21 protein-coding genes and 1 pseudogene are annotated in these 22726 nt (G+C 59.1%); 14 read left to right on the top strand and 8 right to left on the bottom strand.

All coding sequences use genetic code 11. The features are described 5' to 3' along the window. Positions 1-10: 10 nt before the first annotated feature. A complete protein-coding gene (locus PL640_RS10085) occupies positions 11-1429 on the bottom strand; it encodes a helix-turn-helix domain-containing protein (RefSeq protein ID WP_271361750.1) in 1419 nt (472 codons plus the stop codon). A gap of 119 nt (positions 1430-1548) precedes the next feature. On the opposite strand from PL640_RS10085, the gene PL640_RS10080 reads away from it, so the two are divergent. From PL640_RS10080 to PL640_RS10040, 9 genes are all read left to right on the top strand, one after another. Then, on the top strand, positions 1549-3081 hold the full coding sequence (locus PL640_RS10080) for an acyl-CoA carboxylase subunit beta (RefSeq protein WP_022562997.1): 1533 nt from the start codon (positions 1549-1551) through the stop codon (positions 3079-3081). Positions 3082-3183: 102 nt separating this feature from the next. Continuing rightward, positions 3184-4077 (top strand): glutathione-dependent disulfide-bond oxidoreductase, encoded by an 894-nt coding sequence (gene yghU, locus PL640_RS10075; RefSeq protein WP_271361749.1) that lies wholly within the window; start codon positions 3184-3186, stop codon positions 4075-4077. A 122-nt stretch (positions 4078-4199) separates the two neighbouring features. Next, positions 4200-4577, top strand: coding sequence for a hypothetical protein (locus PL640_RS10070; protein ID WP_046799812.1), 378 nt, complete (start codon positions 4200-4202; stop codon positions 4575-4577). A 35-nt stretch (positions 4578-4612) separates the two neighbouring features. Then, positions 4613-5173: an RNA 2'-phosphotransferase gene (locus PL640_RS10065; protein ID WP_271361748.1), complete on the top strand. Its 561-nt coding sequence runs from the start codon at positions 4613-4615 to the stop codon at positions 5171-5173. A 35-nt stretch (positions 5174-5208) separates the two neighbouring features. Then, the gene (locus PL640_RS10060) at positions 5209-5610 is read left to right on the top strand and encodes a hypothetical protein (RefSeq protein WP_193559523.1); all 402 of its coding nucleotides are present in this window, start codon (positions 5209-5211) and stop codon (positions 5608-5610) included. 4 nt (positions 5611-5614) lie between these two features. Continuing rightward, positions 5615-7618, top strand: coding sequence for an acetyl-CoA carboxylase biotin carboxylase subunit (locus PL640_RS10055; RefSeq protein ID WP_271361747.1), 2004 nt, complete (start codon positions 5615-5617; stop codon positions 7616-7618). 133 nt (positions 7619-7751) lie between these two features. Further along, complete coding sequence (gene scpA, locus PL640_RS10050) at positions 7752-9893, top strand: methylmalonyl-CoA mutase (RefSeq protein ID WP_271361746.1); 2142 nt, start codon at positions 7752-7754, stop codon at positions 9891-9893. Between the two features lie 12 nt (positions 9894-9905). Continuing rightward, positions 9906-10346: a methylmalonyl-CoA epimerase gene (gene mce / locus PL640_RS10045; RefSeq protein WP_271361745.1), complete on the top strand. Its 441-nt coding sequence runs from the start codon at positions 9906-9908 to the stop codon at positions 10344-10346. A 249-nt stretch (positions 10347-10595) separates the two neighbouring features. Further along, positions 10596-12140: a glycerol-3-phosphate dehydrogenase gene (locus PL640_RS10040; protein WP_271361744.1), complete on the top strand. Its 1545-nt coding sequence runs from the start codon at positions 10596-10598 to the stop codon at positions 12138-12140. 74 nt (positions 12141-12214) lie between these two features. Here the strand turns inward: PL640_RS10040 and PL640_RS10035 are convergent, their stop codons facing one another. After that, positions 12215-12535, bottom strand: coding sequence for a metalloregulator ArsR/SmtB family transcription factor (locus tag PL640_RS10035; protein ID WP_142841760.1), 321 nt, complete (start codon positions 12533-12535; stop codon positions 12215-12217). 220 nt (positions 12536-12755) lie between these two features. On the opposite strand from PL640_RS10035, the gene PL640_RS10030 reads away from it, so the two are divergent. Beyond that, a complete protein-coding gene (locus tag PL640_RS10030; protein ID WP_271361743.1) occupies positions 12756-13652 on the top strand; it encodes an acyl-CoA desaturase in 897 nt (298 codons plus the stop codon). A gap of 49 nt (positions 13653-13701) precedes the next feature. Here the strand turns inward: PL640_RS10030 and PL640_RS10025 are convergent, their stop codons facing one another. Next, positions 13702-14934 carry an ROK family transcriptional regulator gene (locus PL640_RS10025; protein ID WP_271361742.1) on the bottom strand — a complete coding sequence of 411 codons (1233 nt, stop codon included), beginning with the start codon at positions 14932-14934 and terminating at the stop codon, positions 13702-13704. A gap of 242 nt (positions 14935-15176) precedes the next feature. On the opposite strand from PL640_RS10025, the gene xylF reads away from it, so the two are divergent. The 4 genes and pseudogenes from xylF to PL640_RS25810 form a co-directional block, all read left to right on the top strand. Continuing rightward, positions 15177-16217, top strand: a complete 1041-nt coding sequence (gene xylF, locus PL640_RS10020; RefSeq protein WP_271361741.1) for a D-xylose ABC transporter substrate-binding protein — start codon at positions 15177-15179, stop codon at positions 16215-16217. An 87-nt stretch (positions 16218-16304) separates the two neighbouring features. Then, entirely contained in the window at positions 16305-17609 is a 1305-nt protein-coding gene (locus tag PL640_RS10015) for a sugar ABC transporter permease (protein WP_371338322.1), read from the top strand. An 18-nt stretch (positions 17610-17627) separates the two neighbouring features. Then, a complete protein-coding gene (locus PL640_RS10010; RefSeq protein WP_142841463.1) occupies positions 17628-18410 on the top strand; it encodes an ATP-binding cassette domain-containing protein in 783 nt (260 codons plus the stop codon). Further along, positions 18411-18599: pseudogene (locus PL640_RS25810) on the top strand (hypothetical protein); the annotation flags it as partial. A 174-nt stretch (positions 18600-18773) separates the two neighbouring features. On the opposite strand, the gene PL640_RS10000 reads toward PL640_RS25810, so the two are convergent. The 5 genes from PL640_RS10000 to PL640_RS09980 form a co-directional block, all read right to left on the bottom strand. Further along, positions 18774-19007, bottom strand: a complete 234-nt coding sequence (locus PL640_RS10000; RefSeq protein ID WP_269699106.1) for a hypothetical protein — start codon at positions 19005-19007, stop codon at positions 18774-18776. A gap of 94 nt (positions 19008-19101) precedes the next feature. After that, positions 19102-19539 carry a helix-turn-helix domain-containing protein gene (locus PL640_RS09995; RefSeq protein WP_142841461.1) on the bottom strand — a complete coding sequence of 146 codons (438 nt, stop codon included), beginning with the start codon at positions 19537-19539 and terminating at the stop codon, positions 19102-19104. Positions 19540-19678: 139 nt separating this feature from the next. Beyond that, positions 19679-20824 carry a hypothetical protein gene (locus PL640_RS09990; protein ID WP_271361740.1) on the bottom strand — a complete coding sequence of 382 codons (1146 nt, stop codon included), beginning with the start codon at positions 20822-20824 and terminating at the stop codon, positions 19679-19681. Continuing rightward, a complete protein-coding gene (locus PL640_RS09985) occupies positions 20821-21534 on the bottom strand; it encodes a TfuA-like protein (RefSeq protein ID WP_271361739.1) in 714 nt (237 codons plus the stop codon). Before PL640_RS09985 ends, PL640_RS09990 begins: the two co-directional genes overlap by 4 nt. Further along, a complete protein-coding gene (locus PL640_RS09980) occupies positions 21531-22724 on the bottom strand; it encodes a YcaO-like family protein (RefSeq protein ID WP_271362092.1) in 1194 nt (397 codons plus the stop codon). The genes PL640_RS09985 and PL640_RS09980 overlap by 4 nt, the downstream gene beginning before the upstream one ends. Positions 22725-22726: the final 2 nt, after the last annotated feature.

The following is a 22726-nucleotide window of genomic DNA, read 5'->3' as shown; positions in this document are numbered from 1 at the left end:
GCTCCAAAGGCTAAAAATCTGCGATGCTGTAGGGCAATGCTCCACGCGAAAGGTGGTCGAATTGCAGTTTGCGTTTCAGCGGCGGTACGGCGCGCTGCACGCAATCTACCCTTTCGCAGACCCGACAGGAAATGCCGATCGGTTTAAAGGAGGCTGAGTTGCCGAGATCGAGCGTATCGGCATAAACGAAATTCTGCGCATGGGAAATTTCGCAGCCGAGCGCGATGGCGTAACGCGGCCTCTCGGTATTGAAACCGGCACCGGCCTTTTCGATCTGGGTGGCAATGGAAAGATAGCGCACGCCGTCAGGCGTTTCCGCCAGCTGCCGCACGATCCTGTCGGAGCTTTCGAAAGCCTGATGGATATTCCACAGCGGACAGGCCGCGCCGAAACGGGCAAATTGCAGCCGTGTAGCGCTGTGGCGTTTGGTGATGTTGCCGGCGCGGTCGATCTTGGCAAAGAAGATCGGCACGCCCTTCAAGCCCGGCCGTTGCAGCGTGCTGAGCCTATGCGCCACCTGTTCTAGGCTCGCGCCGAAACGCACGGCCAGAAGCTCGAGATCATGCCGCAGTTCCTGCGCCGCCCGGTGAAAGCGGCCATAGGGCAGGATGAGGGCTGCGGCAAAATAATTGTGCAGCCCGATACGACAGATTTCCGCGGCTTCGGCATTGCGGAAACCGGCGCCGGCCAGCAGCCTGTCTATCGAAGCGCCGGCGTGAAGCTGGGCGATCTGCAATGCCAGCTGAAAGCTGCGGGTTGGTGCTGCCATGTAGGAGCTGAGCGCGAGGGTTTTGCCGGCAGGATCGTAGTGCCGGATCAGACCGCCCGCCGCCTCCGTTCTTGTGATGTGGATGCCGTAACGGCTGCGCAGATGCGCCGCCAGAATGCCGTAGGTCTCGCCGCCTTCTATCTCCAGTTCCTGCGCCAGCTCCTCGGCCAGAAGGTCGATTTCGGCGACGTAATTGTCGACGAAGTGGAAGAAGTCGCGCACCTCCTCATAGGGGGTTCTTTCCACCTGCGCGGTGCCGCGGCCCAGCCGGTCGTCCAGCTGCACCAGCTGTTCGCTGTTCTGCCGGTAAGCCTGATGGGCGCGCAGCAGTGCATGGGCAAAACCGGGAGCGTTCTGGGCAATCAGCTTCAATTCCTGAAGCCCCGGTTCGTAATTCATGAACAGCGGATCTTTCAGCGCCTCGCGCACGGCGGAAACCAGCCGGTCGTTTTCGCCGGTCGCCAGTTCCGCCATGTCGAGCTGAAATTTCTCCACCAGCGTCACCAGAACACTGGCCGAAACCGGACGCTGGTTATTCTCGATCTGGTTCAGGTAACTTGCGGAGATGCCCAGCCGTTCGGCAAATTGCGCCTGCGTGGCGCGGGCATTTTCGCGAAGGCCGCGAACCTTGCGGCCGATGAAGAGTTTTTCCGTCGCCATGTTGCAACTTTGCAAAATTTAATATTGCAAATATTTATGGCACGCATACGCGCACGATCAAGGCTTCTGGACGACTATTTTCTGGGCTATGGATCGTAATGACAACGCATGGAGGAAACATGCCCGGCATTCTGGAGCAGTTGGAAACGCGGCGGGAAGAGGCCAGGCTCGGCGGTGGCGTCAAGCGCATCGAGGCGCAGCATGCCAAGGGCAAGCTGACCGCGCGTGAGCGCATCGACGTGCTTTTGGATGAAGGCTCCTTCGAAGAATACGACATGTATGTCACCCACCGGGCGGTGGATTTCGGCATGGCGGGCCAGAAGATCGCCGGCGATGGCGTCGTTACCGGCTGGGGCACCATCAATGGCCGGCAGGTCTATGTGTTTTCCCAGGATTTCACCGTGCTTGGCGGTTCGCTCTCGGAAACCCACGCCCAGAAAATCTGTAAGATCATGGATATGGCGGTCAGGAACGGCGCGCCGGTGATTGGGCTCAACGACAGCGGCGGCGCGCGCATTCAGGAAGGTGTCGCCTCGCTCGGCGGTTATGCCGACGTCTTCAAGCGCAATGTCGTCGCCTCCGGCGTCGTGCCGCAAATCTCCGTCATCATGGGGCCATGTGCCGGCGGTGCCGTTTATTCGCCCGCCATGACGGATTTCATCTTCATGGTGCGCGACACCTCCTACATGTTCGTCACCGGGCCGGATGTGGTGAAGACGGTAACGAACGAAATCGTCACGGCCGAAGAGCTGGGCGGGGCCTCCACCCATACGAAAAAATCCTCTGTCGCTGACGGCGCTTACGAAAACGACATCGAAACGCTGGAGCATGTGCGGCTGCTGTTCGATTTCCTGCCGCTCAACAATCGCGAAAAGCCGCCGGTGCGCCCGTTCCATGACGACCCGGCGCGGCTGGAAGCACGGCTGGATACGCTGATTCCCGACAGTTCCAACAAGCCCTATGACATGAAGGAACTGATCCACGCGCTGGCCGACGAGGGCGATTTCTTCGAGTTGCAGGAGGCCTTTGCCCGCAACATCATCACCGGCTTCATTCGTCTCGAAGGCCAGACTGTGGGGGTTGTGGCCAACCAGCCGATGGTGCTGGCCGGCTGCCTCGATATCGACAGTTCGCGCAAGGCCGCCCGTTTCGTGCGCTTCTGCGATGCCTTCAACATTCCGCTGCTGACGCTGGTGGATGTGCCGGGCTTCCTGCCGGGTACGGCGCAGGAATATGGCGGCGTCATCAAGCACGGCGCAAAACTTCTCTTCGCCTATTCGGAGGCCACGGTGCCGATGGTGACGCTGATTACGCGCAAAGCCTATGGCGGCGCTTATGACGTGATGGCCTCAAAGCACATTGGCGCAGATGTGAACTACGCCTGGCCGACGGCGGAAATCGCGGTCATGGGCGCCAAGGGTGCGGCGGAAATCCTCTATCGCTCCGAGCTTGCCGATCCCGAGAAGATTGCCGCGCGCACTAGGGAATATGAGGAGCGTTTCGCCAATCCGTTCGTGGCGGCGGAACGTGGTTTCATCGACGAGGTGATCATGCCGCATTCCTCGCGCCGCCGCATCGCCCGTGCATTTGCCTCGCTGCGCAACAAGAGTGTCGAAACCCGCTGGAAGAAACACGATACCATTCCGCTCTGATCCGCTACGGGGCTGGAAAAATGCTTCGGCCACCTTACTATAATGATGTTCAGGCGCCCGGACCTTCGGATGCCCTCCCGAAACGCACAAGGACAGAGTTTTATGGCCGAAAATTCCTCTGCAGATAATTTCCCCGCTGGATATGAAGTGCCCAAGGTCTGGACCTGGGACAAGGGCAATGGCGGCCAGTTCGCCAATATCAATCGCCCGATTGCCGGTCCCACCCATGAAAAGGAACTGCCAGTCGGCAAACATCCGCTGCAGCTTTATTCGCTGGCGACGCCGAATGGCCAGAAGGTTTCCATCATGCTGGAAGAATTGCTGGCCGCTGGCCACAAGGGCGCCGAATATGATGCGTGGCTGATCAAGATCGGCGAAGGCGACCAGTTCGGTTCCGGTTTTGTCGGCGTCAATCCGAATTCCAAGATCCCGGCGCTGATGGATCATTCGACATCAGAGCCGACGCGGGTTTTCGAAAGCGGTTCGATCCTCGTTTATCTCGCGGAAAAATTCGGCGCTTTCCTGCCGAAAGAGGGCAATGCCCGCACGCAGGCGCTGAACTGGCTGTTCTGGCAGATGGGCTCCGCCCCCTTCCTCGGCGGCGGTTTCGGGCATTTCTACGCTTATGCGCCGGTGAAGATCAAATACGCCATCGATCGTTACGCCATGGAAGTGAAACGCCAGCTGGACGTGCTGGACCGGCATCTCGCCGAAAACCGTTATCTGGCCGGTGACGAATACACGATTGCCGACATGGCCGTCTGGCCGTGGTATGGCAAGATCGCGATCGGTCAGGCCTATGGTGATGCCGGTGCTTTCCTTGAAGGCGATGGCTACAAGAACCTCATGCGCTGGACGCTTGAAATCGGCGAACGCCGGGCGGTAAAACGCGGCGTGATCGTCAACAAGACCTCGGGCGATCCGTCCGAACAACTGCATGAACGCCACGATGCCTCCGACTTCGAGACGAAGACGCAGGACAAGATCGGCAAGTAACGAGAGACTGGAGCGCTTCTGGTTTATTGGACCGTGGAAGCGCTCCCATTATTTGAATTTGCGCATTCTCAGGACATAAAGCAAACCCGCTTTTACTGAAAATGCTTCTGGAAGGAAAAGACATGGCGAACCTGCCCGAAATGACCAAACACAAGGGGTTTCCCTCCGGCATGCCAAGCACGGGCGTCCAGTTCACCATCCGCCGCGCCAACCCCAAAGGGGTAACGCCCATCAAGATGATACCCCGCAGAGCGCGCGACGACTCCAAGGAACATCGCATCGACGCCGCTTTCCTGCACTCGCTCTGGCACCATTTCGGTCCGGAACCGTTCGAGCGGGGTAATCTCGACGCTGCCCGTCTCAACCTGCTGTTCGGTCGCGAAGTTCTTCCGGCGGAAAAAAATTTCGATCCGCTGTCCTACCAAGCGATGCTTGTCATCGACGAGCGTGTCGCCCGGCAGAATTTCCCTGAATCCTTCGAGAATTTTTTCGAGATTTGAGTGTGCTGTCATCTACCAGCGGGGAATGAAATTCGATGTCGGCAGCAACCAGCAAGTTCCTGAGTTATGTTCTGCGCCATGCGCCTGAAAGTATTGGCCTCACTCTGGATCATCAGGGTTGGGCAGATGTCGCAGACCTGCTGGCAAAAGCCAATGCGAGCGGCACGCCGCTCGATGAGGCAGGCTTGCTTGCGGTCGTCGCCGAAAGCGACAAGAAGCGCTTCACGCTGTCAGAAGATGGTCGCCGCATCCGGGCGGCGCAGGGGCATTCCGTGAAGGTTGATCTTGGCCAGCCGCCGGCCGAGCCGCCACCGCAATTGTTTCACGGTACGGCGACGCGTTTTCTCGATTCCATCCTGCAGCAAGGATTGCGCCCGGGGGAAAGGCAACAGGTTCATCTTTCCGCTGACCGGACGACGGCGCTTGCCGTCGGACAACGGCATGGAAAGCCTGTGGTCCTGATTGTCGATGCCACCAAGATGTTTGCGGATGGTTGCCGTTTCTACCTGGCCGATAACGGCGTTTGGCTGACGGATGCCGTGCCCTTTTCCTATCTGACCGTGTCTGCGGATTCCTCAGCGGAAAGCGACAGGTGACGGGGTGAAGTTTGATAATGGAGGAGGGAGGCGAAATGGGTGTCGGTATATTTCAGATCGATATGGATTGGCTGCATCGCTGGCTGCGGCAGCGGCGTCACCCTGGCTCCGGTAAGACATCCGGCAATCGTAACCTGAAACCCAGGCTGACACCGGAGGCCGCGCAGCAAGATCATCGGCAGATGCTGCGCTTCATGGCGCTCAATGCGGCGGTTGGTGTTTTGATCGGTATCTGCGTCGGTGCGGCACTGTTCCTTCTCGATATTGGCGGTTTGGGCGCGCGGATCGGCCGGGCCGCAAATCCTGTCGTGCCGGTGCTGCTGGTCGTCGTGCCCATCGCGTCCCTGTTCGGCGCGGCGGCCGCTGCCTCGGCGATCTTGCTGATGCCCTATGAAAAGAAATTCCGCGACGATGATGACGATGCGAGGGGAGAATAACCGCATGATCAAGAAAATCCTCATCGCCAATCGTGGCGAAATCGCCTGCCGGGTGATCAAGACGGCTAAGAAAATGGGCATCGCCACCGTCGCGGTCTATTCTGATGCAGATGCCAATGCGCTGCATGTAAAGATGGCTGATGAGGCCATTCATATCGGCCCGGCCCCTTCGTCGCAGTCCTATATCGTCATCGACAAAATCCTTGAGGCAATCGCCAAGACCGGGGCGGATGCGGTGCATCCGGGTTATGGGTTCCTGTCGGAAAATGCCGCCTTTGCCGAGGCGCTGGAGAAGGCGGGCGTCATTTTTATCGGCCCGCCCGTTGGCGCCATCAAGGCGATGGGTGACAAGATCACCTCGAAAAAACTCGCGGCAGAAGCGGGTGTTTCCACCGTTCCCGGCCATATGGGGCTGATCGACGATGCCGAAGAGGCGGTCAAGATCGCGTCACAGATCGGTTATCCCGTGATGATCAAGGCCTCTGCCGGCGGTGGTGGCAAGGGCATGCGCATCGCCTTTAACGACGCCGAGGCACGTGAGGGTTTCCAGTCCTCGAAAAACGAGGCGAAATCCTCTTTTGGCGACGACCGCATCTTCATCGAGAAATTCGTCACCCAGCCACGCCATATCGAGATACAGGTGCTGGGCGACCGGCACGGCAATATTCTTTATCTCGGTGAGCGCGAATGCTCGATCCAGCGCCGCAACCAGAAGGTCATCGAGGAAGCGCCGTCGCCATTTCTGGATGAGGCAACTCGGCATGCAATGGGACAAGAGGCCGTGGCGCTGGCAAGGGCCGTCGGCTACCATTCGGCCGGAACGGTGGAATTCATCGTTGATGGCAACCGTAATTTCTATTTTCTGGAAATGAACACCCGCCTGCAGGTGGAGCATCCGGTGACGGAACTCGTCACCGGCATTGATCTGGTCGAGCAGATGATCCGTGTCGCGTCCGGGGAAAAGCTGTCCTTCGGGCAGGCGGATGTGAGGCTGAACGGCTGGGCGATCGAAAGCCGGCTTTATGCCGAAGACCCCTATCGCAACTTCCTGCCCTCCATCGGCCGGCTGACGCGCTATCGCCCGCCGCAGGAAGGCGAGCAGGAAAACGGCACCGTCATCCGCAACGATACCGGCGTTTTCGAAGGCGGCGAGATATCGATGTATTACGATCCGATGATCGCCAAGCTGTGCAGCTGGGGTAAGGACCGCGAAACGGCAATCGACGCCATGGGAGAGGCGCTGGACCGTTTCGAGGTGGAGGGTATCGGCCACAACCTGCCGTTCCTGTCGGCGGTCATGCAGCATGAGCGTTTTCGCGCCGGGCGCCTGACGACGGGCTTTATCGCGGAAGAATTTCCGGAAGGCTTTTCCGGCGTCGAGCCTGATGAGGCTTCAGCGCGTCAGCTTTCCGCCATTGCGGCCATTATTCAGCAGCGGTTGCAGAACCGCGCGGTGGAAATTTCCGGCACCATCGGCAATCATCGCCGCATTGTCGGTCAGGATTGGGTCGTGTCGTTTGGCGCTTCCCGTCACCGGGTCGGCGTTGAAACCGGCGCAGATGGCACGGCGATCCGTTTTGAGGACGGCACAGCGTTGACGGTCGACACCGGCTGGCTTCCCGGCCAGAGGCTCGGGCTGTTCACAGTGGCGGGCGAGGTAGTCGCTGCCAAGGTCGATCTTGCCGGGGCCGCGATCCGCCTTCGCTGGCGGGGCATGGATGTTGTCGCCCGCGTGCGCAGCCCACGCGTGGCGGAACTGGCGTTGCTGATGCCGGAAAAACTGCCGCCGGATACCTCGAAACTGCTGCTCTGCCCCATGCCGGGCGTCATCACCGGCATCACGGTGAGCGAGGGTGACGAGGTGGAGGCTGGTCAGGCGCTGGCGACGGTTGAGGCCATGAAGATGGAAAACATCCTGCGTGCGGAAAAACGCGGCCGCGTCTCGAAAGTTTCGGCAAAGCCGGGCGACAGCCTTGCCGTGGATGAGGTGATCCTCGAATTCGAGTGATGGCCGCTGCCGTTTTTCCGGAACGCATGTGGGCCGGAGCGGTTTACGGGGTCGGACCTGCGGGCGGATCGTTCGATTTTCGTCACGATCACCCGCCACAGTGCTAAGATGAAATGCAGAAGGGGAGAGATGCATGTCGGGTGAAAAAACGGTGCGGGATTGGCTGCAGCTTGCCGAAAAGGAGCTGAAGCGGTCACCGGAAACACTCGTCTGGCACACGACTGAAGGCATTGACGTCAAGCCGCTTTATACGGCCGACGACCTGCAAAACGCGTCGCATCTCGAAAGCCTGCCGGGCTTTGCGCCCTTCACCCGCGGCCCGCGCGCCACCATGTATGCCGGGCGGCCATGGACGATCCGCCAATATGCCGGTTTCTCCACGGCGGAGGCCTCAAATGCCTTCTACCGCAAGGCGCTTGCCGCCGGCCAGCAGGGCGTTTCCGTGGCTTTCGATCTCGCCACCCATCGTGGTTACGATAGCGACCATCCGCGGGTGGAAGGCGATGTCGGCAAGGCCGGCGTGGCGATTGACAGCGTCGAGGACATGAAAATCCTGTTCGACGGCATTCCGCTCGAAAAAGTCTCGGTATCGATGACCATGAATGGCGCGGTTATTCCGGTGCTTGCCAATTTCATCGTCGCTGGCGAAGAACAGGGCGTTTCCCGTGAAAAACTTTCCGGCACCATCCAGAACGATATCCTCAAGGAGTTCATGGTCCGCAATACCTATATATATCCGCCCGAACCTTCGATGCGCATCATCGCCGATATCATCGAGTATACCGCGAAAGAGATGCCTAAATTCAACTCCATCTCGATCTCCGGCTATCACATGCAGGAGGCGGGCGCGACGCTGGTGCAGGAGCTTGCCTTCACGCTGGCGGATGGGCGGGAATATGTGCGGGCCGCGCTTGCGAAAGGGCTGAATGTCGATGATTTCGCCGGCCGCCTGTCGTTCTTTTTCGCCATCGGCATGAATTTCTTCATGGAGGCGGCAAAGCTGCGCGCCGCGCGTTTCCTGTGGTCGCGCATCATGGAAGAGTTCAAGCCGCAAAAGGCCTCGTCGCTGATGCTGCGCACCCATTGCCAGACTTCCGGCGTGTCCCTGCAGGAGCAGGATCCCTATAACAACATTGTCCGCACCGCCTTTGAGGCCATGTCCGCCGTGCTTGGTGGTACGCAGTCGCTGCACACCAATTCCTTCGATGAAGCCATTGCCCTGCCGACGGAATTTTCCGCCCGTATCGCCCGTAATACCCAGCTTATCCTCCAGCATGAAACCGGCGTCACCAAGGTCGTCGATCCACTGGCCGGTTCTTATTATGTCGAAAGCCTGACGGACGAACTGGCGCAAAAGGCCTGGGCGCTGATCGAGGAAGTCGAGGCGCTTGGCGGCATGACCAAGGCCGTGACGGACGGTCTGCCGAAACGGCTGATCGAGGAGGCCGCGACACGCCGACAGGCAGCCGTGGACAAAGGGGAAGAGGTCATCGTCGGGGTCAACCGCTACCGGCTGGAGACCGAAGAGGATATCGATGTCCTCGATATCGACAACGCCGCCGTGCGTGCGGCACAAATCCGCCGGCTTGAGGACACCAAACGTCGCCGGGATGGTGGAGATGTTTCCAAGGCGCTCGCCACGCTTTCCGAAGTCGCCCGCAGCGGCAAGGGCAATATTCTCGAAGCGGCAGTCGCCGCCGCCCGCGCCCGGGCCACGGTCGGCGAGATTTCCGATGCGCTGCGCGTAGCCTTCGGCGATCACGCTGCCGTGCCGGAGGTGGTGAGCGATATTTACGGTGAAGCCTATAAGGACGAGCCGGAGCTGGCCACGCTTGCCGCCCGGCTTTCCGGCGTTGCGGCAAGGATCGGCACCAAACCGCGCATCATGGTCGCCAAGCTCGGGCAGGACGGGCATGATCGTGGCGCGAAGGTCATCGCCTCCGCCTTCGGCGATATCGGTTTTGATGTGCTGGCCGGCCCGCTATTCCAGACGCCCAACGAGGCGGCCGATCTTGCCGTTCAGAACAAGGTGCATGTGGTTGGCATGTCGTCGCTGGCAGCCGGCCACAAGACGCTGGCGCCACAGCTGGTCGAGGCACTGAAACACAAGGGTGCGGAAGACATCATCGTCGTCGTTGGCGGCGTCATTCCGCGTCAGGATTATCAGTTCCTGCTCGACCACGGGGTCTCGGCAATCTTCGGACCCGGCACCAATGTCATGGACGCCGCCAACAAGGTTCTCGACCTGCTGGAAGGCGTCAGGCGCAACGCGTGAGGGAAAACACCCATGTTTGGAAGATTGAACCACGTCGCCATCGCGGTGCCCGATCTCGATGCCGCCATTGCCCGTTACAGGGCGCTTGGCGCAGATGTATCGGAACCACAATCCCTGCCCGAACATGGTGTGACGGTGGTGTTCATTCAGGCTGACAACACCAAGATCGAACTCCTTCATCCGCTCGGAGAAAGCTCGCCGATTGCCGCTTTCCTCGACAGGAACCCGGGCGGCGGCACCCATCATCTCTGCTTCGAAGTGCCTGATATTGTCGTGGCCCGCGATGATCTCGTCAAAAAAGGCGTCCGGATTCTGGGCGATGGCGAGCCGAAGATCGGCGCGCATGGCAATCCCGTGCTTTTCCTGCACCCGAAGGACATGGGCGGCGTGCTCTATGAGCTTGAGCAGGTTGGGGCAGTTCCCGTGAACAACGGTTCACGAGAACTGTCCTAACCTTTTGTTTTGACACATTGTCTAGACGTAAAAGCGATTCCGCTTTTACTGGAAATGTTCTAGCCGACACATGGCTGAAACACAGACGCCCTAAGACGCTGGCCATGCGGTGGACGGCGGGCAGTGGCCGCCCGCCTTTGCCGTAACGTGTTTCGTTTGTTTTCTTTTGACATTCGTTTTGTTTTCGTTTTTATGGCAATTGTCTTTCAACGATGGGGATACGATCCCCTGCGCTGTCGTGGAGGCTCTATGTCCGGCGAGAATATTTTCGATCTTTTTGTCATCGGTGGCGGCATCAATGGCTGCGGCATTGCCCGCGATGCGGTGGGCAGGGGTTACTCCGTGGCGCTTGCGGAAAAGGGCGATTTTGCCTCCGGCACCTCTTCTGCCGCGACCAAGCTTATTCATGGCGGCCTGCGCTATCTCGAACACTACGAATTCCGCCTGGTGCGCGAAGCCCTGATGGAGCGGGAAATCCTTTGGGCCATGGCGCCGCATGTCATCTGGCCGATGCGCTTCGTTCTGCCCATCCAGAAGGGCGGCGTACGCCCGGCCTGGATGGTCCGGCTCGGTCTGTTTCTTTATGACAATCTCGGCGGCCGCAAACTTCTGCCGGCAACCCGCACGCTCGATCTGAGGCGAGACCCGGCGGGCAAGCCGCTGAAGCCGGCTTTCGCCAAGGCTTTCGAATATTCCGATGGCTGGGTGGATGACGCCCGTTTCGTGGTGCTTAATGCGCGCGATGCGGCAAATCGCGGCGCGACGATCATGAACCGCACACGGGTCGTCTCCGCGCGGCGTGAAGGCGGCCTTTGGCTCATCGAAACGCTGGACGAAAAAACCGGACGGGCGGCCACGCACAAGGCGCGCATGCTGGTGAATGCCGCCGGCCCCTGGGTGGACAAGGTGCTTTCAGGCGTCTTTGGCCGCCAGGATGTTCATAATGTCCGGCTCGTGCAGGGCAGCCACATCATCGTGCGCAGGAAGTTTTCCGATCCGCGCGCCTATTTCTTCCAGAACCCTGATAACCGCATCATCTTCGCCATTCCCTATGAGCGGGATTTCACGCTGATCGGCACAACGGACCGCGATTATCAGGGCGACCCGGCGAAGGTGCGCATCTCGGAGGAAGAGATTTCCTACCTCTGCAATGCCGCAAGCGACTATTTCAGCGACGCGGTAAAGCCGGAAGATATCGTCTGGACCTATTCCGGCGTGCGGCCGCTTTTTGATGACGGTGCTTCGAAAGCACAGGAGGCCACCCGCGATTACGTGCTGAAGTTGGAAGAGGGGAACGGCGAAGCCCCGCTCCTCAACATTTTCGGCGGCAAGCTGACCACCTATCGGCGGCTGGCCGAACATGCGCTGGAAAAGATCGGCACGGCCATCGGCGAGAAGGGCAAGCCATGGACGGCGGGCTCCCACCTGCCGGGTGGCGATTTCGGCGCGGAGAGATATGAAAATCAAGTGAGGGGACTGATTGACCTTTATCCCTTTCTTGAGCGCCGCCATGCGGAACGCCTCGTCAGGAACTACGGCACCAAAGCGGTAGATCTGCTCGGCCCGGCCACCGATATATCCGGCCTCGGCCGCCATTTCGGCGGCACGCTTTACGAATGCGAGGTTCGCTTTCTGGTGCAGCATGAATGGGCCTGCGCGGCAGAAGATATTCTCTGGCGGCGCACGAAGCAGGGCCTGTTGCTCAACAAGGATCAGGCGGCCGGTCTTGATAAATTCGTCCGGCTTTTGACAGGCACCGAGGAAAAGACCGTTTCCGTAGCCGAGCGGGCCTGAGCCTTTAGCAATTGTTGTCAGTTCCCCGAATTGCTCGCAGGCTTCGGGGCTCTCAACGGTTCACAATAGAGCTTTCACGTCGTTTCATCCGACTTCAGCTTCGCCAGCTCCTTGCTTTCCTTCTTAAGCGGCCGGCCAACGGGGCAGACATCCTGGACGAAGCCGTTGAGTGTGTTCACCAGCTTGTTCGGTGTCAGCGAATAACGAATGAATTGGCCCTCACGCTTGCCGGAAATCAAACCGGCGGTTTCCAACACATTTAGATGCTGTGAGATGGAAGGCTTTGACATGTCAAAGCGCGCAGCGATTTCGCCGGCCGTAAGATCCGTATGGGAGAGATAGGCCAGGATTTTGCGGCGCGGGGCGGATGCGAGCGCCTCGAAAACCAGTTGCATGGGCGGAGTTGTTACCTGTTCTGCCAGCATATCGGAATCATTTTTCTGCCCAGTCACGTCGTCCTGTCTTTCATTGGCAATCCATAAGTATCGGCGCCTGAGTTAATTAGCTAATTGCCTAATTAAAAAAATCGGCTACAAAGGTAATTAGCTAATAGACTAAATAAGTACCATTTGCTGGCTGGCGAAGCAAGCGTGCGAGCGGCACGGAAAGGACATTGTGATGGCGATTTCCACAGGACGCATGATCTCGCAACCGTTTTCCGATGCAAGCGAGGGGCGGGTATGCTGGATGCCAGCAAAATCGCTCTGGGTGGGGTCGATGACCGCCGCGGCGGTGGTATTCGGACCGCTGACATTTTCCTGGAGCAGTTTCACTCTGTTCGTTGTCATGACCGGGATTACCATTTGCGCGGGGCACTCGGTGGGGATGCACCGATTGCTGATCCACCGCTCCTTCCGCACCGGCAAGACTGTTGAGCGCTTGCTGGTCTATCTTGGCACGCTGGTTGGTATGGCTGGGCCTTTTGGTATGATTTACGCACATGACATCCGCGATTGGGCCCAACGGCAAACAACGTGCCATGACCTCCATGCGCACCGGCGTTCCTTCTTTGGAGATGCTTGGTGGCAAATGCATTGCTCAGTCGTACTGAAGAATCCGCCTACGTTCGTTATTGAGCCGGAGGTTGCGAATGACAGGTTCTATCAGTTTCTGGAGCGTAGCTGGATGGCGCAGCAACTACCCTGGATGCTGTTGTTTTATCTTCTCGGCGGCTGGAGTTGGGTGGTGTGGGGCATTGCGGTACGCATTTCGGTTTCATTGACAGGGCATTGGCTTGTTGGCCATTTTGCGCATCGCGGGGGACATCAGGGATGGGCAGTCGATAATGTCGCCGTGCAGGGCTACAATATTCCCACAGCAGCAGTGGTCACTTTCGGCGAGTCCTTTCATGGTAACCACCATGCTTTTCCGGACTCTGCGCGGCTTGGGCTCGAAGCGGGACAAGTCGATCTCGGTTGGAATTTCATCCAGTTTTTGGTGTGGCTTGGGGTCGCCAGTGAAGTTAAGTTGCCGGAAAATACGACGCATCGCGAAGGCCTACGCCGGCTTTGAGGAAGCAGCGAGTGGTTGCGTGCCGTTGTAGAAGCGCGGTTGGTATCCGTCAGTCGCCAGAATTTCTTGCCTGTCTCTCAGGACCATCGGCGCTCAATATATAGTCGTCGGCAGCGGAAAGCGCGTGTTCCATATGCCCTTCGAATACCAGTTCCGGTTCGTCTGGCGCGATGCTGATTTTGGGCATGCCGCCGAAACGCACCGCCTGGGATTGCGCAAGGCCATCATGCAGGCCGCTTTCCAGAAGATCGAAATAACGGGTGCCGGGTCCGGTCACGAAAACCGGCATATGGCCATGCAGGCTGAACAGGCGTGAAAGACCGTTGCCGAGTGCCAGACCGGCGGTGCGGAAGGCAAAACGTGCCATGCGGGCACCGCCGCGGGCTGAAGCGGCGATCTTGTCTACTTCGGCAATCGGCACAAATTTGGCCGGTTCGGCCTGCGGCGGGGCTTCGAAAGCCGAGCGCAGGATGGCGTAGAACCCGGAATAGGCTTCGATGCAGCCTTTGGTGCCGCAGCGGCACAGGGCGCCATCGGCCAGATGCAGCATATGGCCGAAATTGGGAGCGCTGACCTCGATTGTATCGCCTGCGGAGCGGGCGATGCCAAGACCGATGCTGTGGCCGAGCGACAGGGTGACGAGTGCTTCCGGCGCCGGGTCGTTTTTCGTCTGCTCGCGCATCCGGATGGCCTTGGCGGCGAGCAGGGTTTCGTTGTTCAGTGTGACGCGATTGCGGCCGTCAGCGGAAAGCAATTGCCGGAAATCGATCCTTTCATTACCGAGCACCGGCGACCAGACGAGCGTTGCCGCCGCTGCATCCACCAGCCCCTTGCTGCTGATCGATACCTGAAGAATATCGTGGCGGTCGATGCGCGAGCGGTCTGCAAGCCGTGCGAGGCCGGCGAGTATTGCCGCGCCGAATGTGCCTTTTTCGGCAGCTAACCTCTGTTCGGTGAAACGATCCACCAGCTTGCCGGCATAATCGACCAGCGAATATTGCACGCTGTCGGAGGAGATGATGACGATGGCGACGTGGCAGAATGCACCGCGCGGCGCAAAGAGAATGCGCGGCCGCCCGCGACCGGTGGCGGCGAGCTGTTCCTTGCGTAGAATGAGGCCGGCGCGCTCAAGCTCCATGGTGATTGCGGAGACGGTGGCCGAGGCGAGCCCGGTGAAGGAAGACATGTCCGTGTGGGAAAGGCTGCCGTGCAGGCGCAGGGCCGTCATAACCGACAGGCTGTTTTTCTGGCGCACCAGTTCCGTACTTGCAATGGCGGACATGGGCTGGGGCCTGCTCCCTGAACGGCTTTTTCCTGTCGTGCTCATCCTGTCTGATGGCGCATGCCACAGAGAAGATCAAGGCACCCGGTTGCTGCCCGCAGCCGTTGTTGACAGCATTGGGAATCTCTGACATTAATTTTCTCGACTGTCGAGAAAATTGTGAAATCACAGAGACCGTCAGCTTTTTTCCGGGCGTTATCCCTGCATGGAGGTGCAGGCTTCGCCCTTACCGGGAGGACATCATGAATTCGTTTGCCAAGCTTTTGGCGGGTACTGCCGTACTCGTTTCCCTGCATACTGCCGCCATCGCGGCTGATCTCGTTGTTGGCGTTTCCTGGTCGAATTTCCAGGAGGAACGCTGGAAGACGGATGAGGCGGCCATCAAGGCAGCACTCGACAAGGCCGGCGCGAAATACATTTCCGCCGATGCGCAGTCTTCCGCCGCAAAGCAGCTGACCGACGTGGAGTCGCTGATTTCGCAGGGCGCCAATGCGCTGATCATTCTTGCGCAGGATAGCGACGCGATTGGCCCGGCGGTGGAGAAGGCCGTTGCCGAAGGTATTCCGGTCGTTGGTTATGACCGCCTAATCGAAAATCAGAACGCCTTCTACATCACCTTCGACAACAAGGAAGTCGGCCGCCTTCAGGCTGCTGAGGTATTCAAGGTGAAGCCGGAAGGTAACTACGTCTTCATCAAGGGTTCGTCTTCCGATCCGAATGCGGACTTCCTTTTTGCCGGCCAGCAGGAAGTGCTGAAGGCAGCCATTGATGGCGGCAAGATCAAGAATGTCGGCGAAGCCTATACCGATGGCTGGAAGCCGGAAAATGCCCAGAAGAACATGGAACAGTTCCTGACCAAGAACAACAACAAGGTGGAAGCGGTCGTCGCCTCGAATGACGGCACGGCCGGTGGCGCCATTGCCGCTCTCGCTGCGCAGGGCATGGCCGGTTCGGTTCCCGTTTCAGGTCAGGATGCCGATTTCGCTGCGCTTAACCGCGTAGCACTCGGCACGCAGACGGTATCGGTCTGGAAAGACAGCCGCGAACTCGGCAAGGAAGCAGCCGGCATCGCACTGGAACTGGCCGGCGGCAAGAAGATGACGGAAATCAAGGGCGTCACCAGCTTTGATGGCGGTCCGAAAAAGGTAGCGATGCAGTCGGTCTTCCTCAAGCCGATCGCGATTACCAAGGACAATCTGAACGTCGTCATCGATGCCGGCTGGATCAAGAAGGAAACGGCCTGCCAGGGTGTGAAGGCCGGAACCGTCAAGGCCTGCGACTAAGACCCAAGGGTCCAGCTTTGGGCGCTGCGCCACATCGGTGGCGTGGCGCCTTTCAGATGTAAGGAGGACCGGCAGTTCATGGCCGATATGACCCAATCCAATTCCACAGCGTCGCAAAAGACGGAAAAGACAGGCTCGATAACGCGCTTCATCAGTGCCACGGAGCTGGATACCAGGCTGCTCGGCATGGTCGGCGCGCTTCTTCTGATCTGGATCGGATTTCATATCCTGTCCGGCGGACTATTCCTGACACCGCGAAACCTCTGGAACCTTTCAGTGCAGACCGCGTCCGTGGCTGTCATGGCAACCGGCATGGTGCTTGTCATCGTCACCCGCAATATCGATCTGTCGGTCGGGTCGATCCTCGGTTTTTCCGGCATGATCATGGGTGTCATGCAGGCGGAAATCCTGCCGCAGATACTCGGTTTCGAACATTGGGCGACATGGATCGTCACGCTTCTTACCGGCATTCTCGTCGGCGGCGCCATCGGCATGTTGCAGGGCTCGATCATTGCTTTCCTGAACGTGCCATCCTTCATCGTCACGCTCGGCGGGTTGCTTGTCTGGCGCGGTGGCACCTGGTTCATCACCAGTGGCCGTACCGTTGCGCCGATGGATTCCACCTTCCGTCTGATGGGCGGCGGCACCAATGGCTCGATTGGTGCGACATGGAGCTGGATCGCCGCTGTCGTTGCCTGCGTTGCCATCGTCGCGGCCATTCTCAATTCCCGCCATCAGCGCCGCCGTTTCGGTTTTCCGCTGCGGCCGGTCTGGGCGGAATATTTTCTGGTGGCGCTCGGCTGCCTCATCGTCGTCGGTTTCGTTGCCGTGGTGAACAGCTACCCCTGGCCGATCAACATTGCCCGCAACTATGCCGACGCCAATGGCATCGCCTGGCCGGAAGGCGGGTTGTTCATTGCGCATGGCATTGCGGTTCCGGTGCTGATGGCGCTTGCGGTCGGTGCGGTGATGACCTTCATCGCCACGCGGCTGCGCTTTGGACGTTATGTCTTCGCCATTGGCGGTAACCCGGAAGCAGCCGAACTCGCCGGCATCAAGACCCGCTGGGTGACGGTAAAAATCTTCACGCTGATGGGCGTTCTGTGCGCCATCGCTGCGGCGATTTCGACCGCCCGCCTCAACGCCGCCACCAATGCGCAGGGCGAACTGGATGAGCTTTATACCATCGCGGCGGCCGTCATCGGCGGCACCTCGCTTGCCGGCGGTGTCGGCACCATAGCGGGCGCGATGCTTGGCGCGCTCGTCATGCAATCGCTGCAATCCGGCATGGTGCTGGTGGGCATCGATACGCCCTTCCAGCGCATCGTCGTTGGTGTGGTTCTGGTCGTCGCCGTCTGGCTCGACACCATTTACCGCGCCCGCGCCAAGTAAGAATCGAGGAGAACTCCTATGACGGACCAAGTCACGCCCCTCGTGGAAATGCGCAATATTTCCATTTCCTTCGGCGGCATCCATGCGGTGGAAAACGCCTCTGTCGATCTTTTCCCCGGTGAGGTGGTCGCCCTTCTCGGCCATAATGGCGCGGGCAAATCGACGCTTATCAAAATCCTGTCGGGTGCATATCGGCGTGATGGCGGCGATATCCTCATCAATGGCGAGGATGCGGATATCCGTAATCCCCGCGACGCCAAGAAATACGGCATCGAGACCATCTACCAGACGCTTGCCGTGGCCGATAATGTCGATGCGGCGGCCAATCTTTATCTCGGCCGCGAGCTGAAGACGAAATGGGGCACGCTTGATGATGTCGCCATGGAAGCCTCGGCCCGCGAGGTGATGGGGCGTCTCAACCCCAATTTCCGGCGGTTCAAGGAGCCGGTGAAGGCGCTGTCAGGCGGCCAGCGGCAGTCCGTTGCCATTGCCCGCGCCATTCTGTTCGATGCCCGTATTCTCATCATGGACGAACCAACGGCCGCCCTCGGGCCGCAGGAAACGGCGCAGGTGGGCGATCTCGTCAAGGAACTGAAACGGCAGGGCATCGGTATCTTCCTTATCAGCCACGACATTCACGATGTCTTCGATCTCGCCGACCGGGTTTTTGTGATGAAGAACGGCAAGGTTGTCGGCCATGCCCGGACCGAGGATGTCACTAAAGACGAGGTTCTGGGCATGATCATTCTGGGCAAGGTGCCGCCGGGTGCAGTGCCGGGGCCGGGCGCTGTGGCGTCGTGAGTCCATTCGCCGCGCGTCGGCCATGGGCGAAGTAGTGATTCTTCTGCCGCTGGCGTAACAGCGGCTTGACGATCGGCAAGTCTGGATCAACCCGGATTGCGGCCTGAAACCCACAAATGGGAAGAGGTGAGGCCGCCGCTCGTCAATATCGTCGCCGCAGCTATCGAGCTTCGGCGCAGGCTGTCCTGATAATAGGCGAGGCCCGGCGAAAACCGGGCCTCGATCATCATTTGCGATGAAATCCCTTGGGAGGGGTTATGTGAGTGCGGGCAGATGCAAGATGCGCTTAGGGCGTTCCCGGCTGGAGGAGGGTGCGGGAACGTTCCGTCTTACGCATCTATGCGGCTGCGGATCGGAAATTGCTCAATGCAGATCGGCCGATGCGAAACCGCTGGAGTTCAACTCTGCGGCTACAGGCGGCAGGCCGTGCTGATTGATATCCTGGGCCAGCGACAACAATGCCATTTCCAGGAAGTAGGTCGACATGCCCAGTTCCATGGATTTCGAGCGCTGGCAAAGGTATGAAACCATCCTTCCAAGCGCCAGAATCTCGTCTGCATTATCCTGTTCAAGTATTGCTGTGGTAGACGCCGCCATGCTTCCCTCTCGACAATCGACAGTATGAAAACGCGTTGATCCCGCGTTATACATTTTCGACCATATCGAGCGTCACGCGAGCGTCACACCTGCGTTACTCGTCGTTTTTCTTCTCCGACGCCGTCGTATTTTCCGCCGTTTCGGTTGCTGCGAGCGATGTCACGAGGGCGACAATGCTTCGGCGGATGCTGGCGCTCTTGATTCGCGAAAAGGCCTGATTGAGCGAAAATCCTTCATTCGAAGCGACGAAGGACTGCATGGCATTTATCGAGCCGATGGCCGGATTGTCGTTTCCGACATCGGGCGTGGCATTGGCGAAAAGCGAGCTGACATCGACGCCAAGAACGGATGCGATGGCCTGTAAACGCGATGCACCAACGCGATTTGCGCCTTTTTCGTACTTCTGGACCTGCTGAAAGGTGATGCCGAGCCGGCCGGCCAGAGCGCTCTGGCTCATGCCGAGCGACTTGCGCCGCATTCTGATCTGGGTGCCGACATGCACGTCGATCGGGCTGGGGAGTTTGGGCTGCATAATAAATTCCTCCATGTTGAGGGTCTTAAATCGGATAATTATCAATTAATATTGTTGAAGGTATACATTCAACACAATTTCCACGGGTAATATGAACTCTTCTTGACAAAATAACGCGGTTTTACGGTCACGGAACACGTCACGAAGCCCGGCTTATAACCTTTGTAGCGCAACGCAACGCCCCGTTGCGGCTTGCAAGATGGCTCCATCCGGAGACGCCGATGGGATGGAAACCGAGCCCTTCCCAGATTTGCCTGTTGCCTTCGTCAAACTCCTCAAGCGCCTCCTCATCGCCGAAGTGCGGCAGCCAGACGAATGGCTGTTTTTGGCCTGATCGTGCAACATTTTCAAGAATGACATTGTTGTAAAGTCGCGGAATGCATTTGTTGCTGTCGATGGTGGGTGCGACAGGAATGGGATTTCGCCTTACCGCGAAGCCCTGCCGGATGAGCGAAAGCACCGAGGCGTCGAGTTTTCGTTTCAAATCCGTGGCCGCACGGGTGCTGCATCCCGCATGCGCCACCGGATCGGCGACCAGGAGCAGTGGGCGGTTATCCTGCGTCAGACCGGTCACCGAAACGAACTGGTCAACGTGGAAACCGCATTGGTGCATTTTCCGGGAGGCCACCGCCATAGGGGCTTGTCTTGTCGGAGAAAGATCGAGCGTGGCTTCCGTAACAGCAAGGTCTTCCGGCCGGTATCCAAAACTGTAAACTGTTCTGCCGTCCAGAGCCTCAACCTTCTGCCATTGCTGCGAGCGTTCTACGGCGTTGGTGTCGCCTCCTGGCCCACTGCCGTCCTTAAGGCTCGAATGGCCCACCAGCCGAAAATCCGGGCCAACCAGCTGGTTGCCACCATCCAAGAGGACGTCCGAAACGGCTGTTACAAGCCCGAAACGCTTGGCAAGCGCTCTGGCGCTGGGGTTTCCCGCCGCCGAAACCAGTTCGGTCGCAGTGCCTTTGCCATCGGTCCGAACATGGACCATATCCTGTATCCACGGATGCGAAATGCTGCTGTTTTCATCGAGCGGCAGCAACTCGGCGGCGCAGCGGAGGGGCAGCTTTTCGAGCCAGCCCTGCGCCGATGGAAGGCAGTTCTGGTCGATGACGATAGTCGCCATCATTTCGTGGGGCAGAGCCGAAAGCAGGTTTCCGATGGGGAGGAGTGGCGAGATCCGATGCCTGTCGTGATCATCGGTAAAAAACGATGCCGGAAGCGCGAATGCGATCGTATCAATCAGTCCACCACAATCGGCTATGAAAGATGGCGACGCGGAAATTGTCACGGCGTCTTTTCTCCCGTCATCCGCCGCGCCGCCAATTGCTGAAAAAACACCGTGTTCTGGAATTTCCATGATGGCGCTGGCGGGGACGGCAGCTCTCCGGCATTGAGCACCTCCAGAAGCTCGATCGCGTCGTTTCTTTTTACGGAAACGGCCTCCTTGGCCAGAAAATTTGCCACTTCCGAACCAAGCCCGGCTTCGGCGGCAATGGTACGCCATGTTCTGCGTGTAAAATGCAGCTGTCTGGCAACGCCCAGCAGCGTATCATGGTCTTCCGGTGTGATTTTATCGCGGTACGCTTCCAGTGTTGCCTCGGCGTCGACCAGCGCGATTGTCAGCGGGCGATAGCCAAGTTCACCCGGCGCGTGGCTGACCGCGACATCGGCGTCCGAAACCCGTCGTCCGTCACGATAGGCTGCGAAGATTTCGCCGATGCCGATCATGCCGAAGGTGGCGCATTCCGCTGCCCTGAGCGCTCCCATGCTGGCGGCCCCGAGAATGGTGACGCCGGATGACAGGGCGTGCAGGATTTCCTTGTGCCAGACGGCGGCGCAGTCCCCATAAAGGCCATCGATGAGACCGATTGTCCGGACGCCCTGCTGCGCGGCATCGAAAATATCACCGCAGGCGGCCGGTCCGCGAAGATCGAGACCTGACATTTTTTCGCCAGTGACGCCATGAATGGAAGGGCCGGCAAAAATCACCGTTTTCATCGAAGACCTCCGGCGCTCAGGAAATGATCGAGCGTCCGCGGCGATATGTTTTGCAGGCCTCCGCTGGTCGGGGTAAGGCCGCTTGCCAGAACCCGCACGACATTGAGGCCCGGGACACCCGTTTCCAGTGCGAAGACATAAATATCCTCAATCCCAGCTGTAAAAAGGCGCTCGGCAAGCTGGCGCCAGGGCGGCAAAGATCTGTCATCCGTTACAAGATCAAGCTGCACCGGCGTCCGTTCCACCGGTTGCCGCGTGGATGCAGGCGCACTCAACATGTCTCGCTGGTAACGCAGCGGGGAGAGATCATCCCGCGCGCCGCTGATATCCGTCAGTCGCGACTGGATCGCTTCGAGCAACGCCGCAACGGCGGCGTCATAGGTTGCGGGCCGGCAGGCGGCGCCCGCCGCATTGCGGGTTGCGGGGCCGTCCAGCGCGTTAACGGAGCGGGGAAGGCTTGCCATCACCACCGGTACGCCGAATGTATTCGTCATGTCGAAGAAGGATGGTGTCAGGTCAATCTCTGAAAGGCGGCCAACAAGGCTGTCGAACGACGCATCGACACCGGCCGGAAATGTGACCGGCTCCGGCGCGATCGTGCGGGTTTCGAAAGTATCGACGAGAAAGCAGGCATCGTTTTCGACGAGCTCGAGCAAGGCGTGGAGAACCGCCTGGTCATGGTTAAACCCCGCCGCGAGACCCTGCGAACTCATGAGGAAAGCCTGTCGATCCCAGGGGAAATCCGCGCGAAAATCCATGCCGATGAGTTCGTAGGGCGCAAATACCTCCTGCTGCCGGCGAACGGATATTCCCTTCACCCAGCCGCGTTCGCGCCGCGGATCCAGCCTGTCCGGATCGACGCGGCCGACGGTTTCGAAAGGAATGAGAGGAACGCCCTTCACCCGCATCTGCTCGAGAGAGCCGAAGGCGGAGACATGTTTGCGGGTATCTTCAGCGACGGCACCTTCGACCGCTTCCATGATCGCCGAGAGCCGCGCCTGTTCCGCAACAAGCCCCTTGCCTTGCGAAACCGAGAGCCCGCGCGAATTGGGGCGCACCGCAAACCAGACGGGTATGCCGATAATATCGAGACCGGTCACGTCACCGACACGGGTAATCCCGAACTGCCGGAGCAGTTCGGGATCGAAGAACGATGCGTCCGCATGCCTTGAAGCCGCTGTCGCTGATATGG

This window comes from Agrobacterium sp. ST15.16.024 (assembly GCF_027956545.1).
Taxonomy (GTDB): domain Bacteria; phylum Pseudomonadota; class Alphaproteobacteria; order Rhizobiales; family Rhizobiaceae; genus Agrobacterium; species Agrobacterium cucumeris.
Note: the sequence above shows the minus strand (reverse complement) of the source record. Positions and strands in the feature narration are given on the sequence as shown.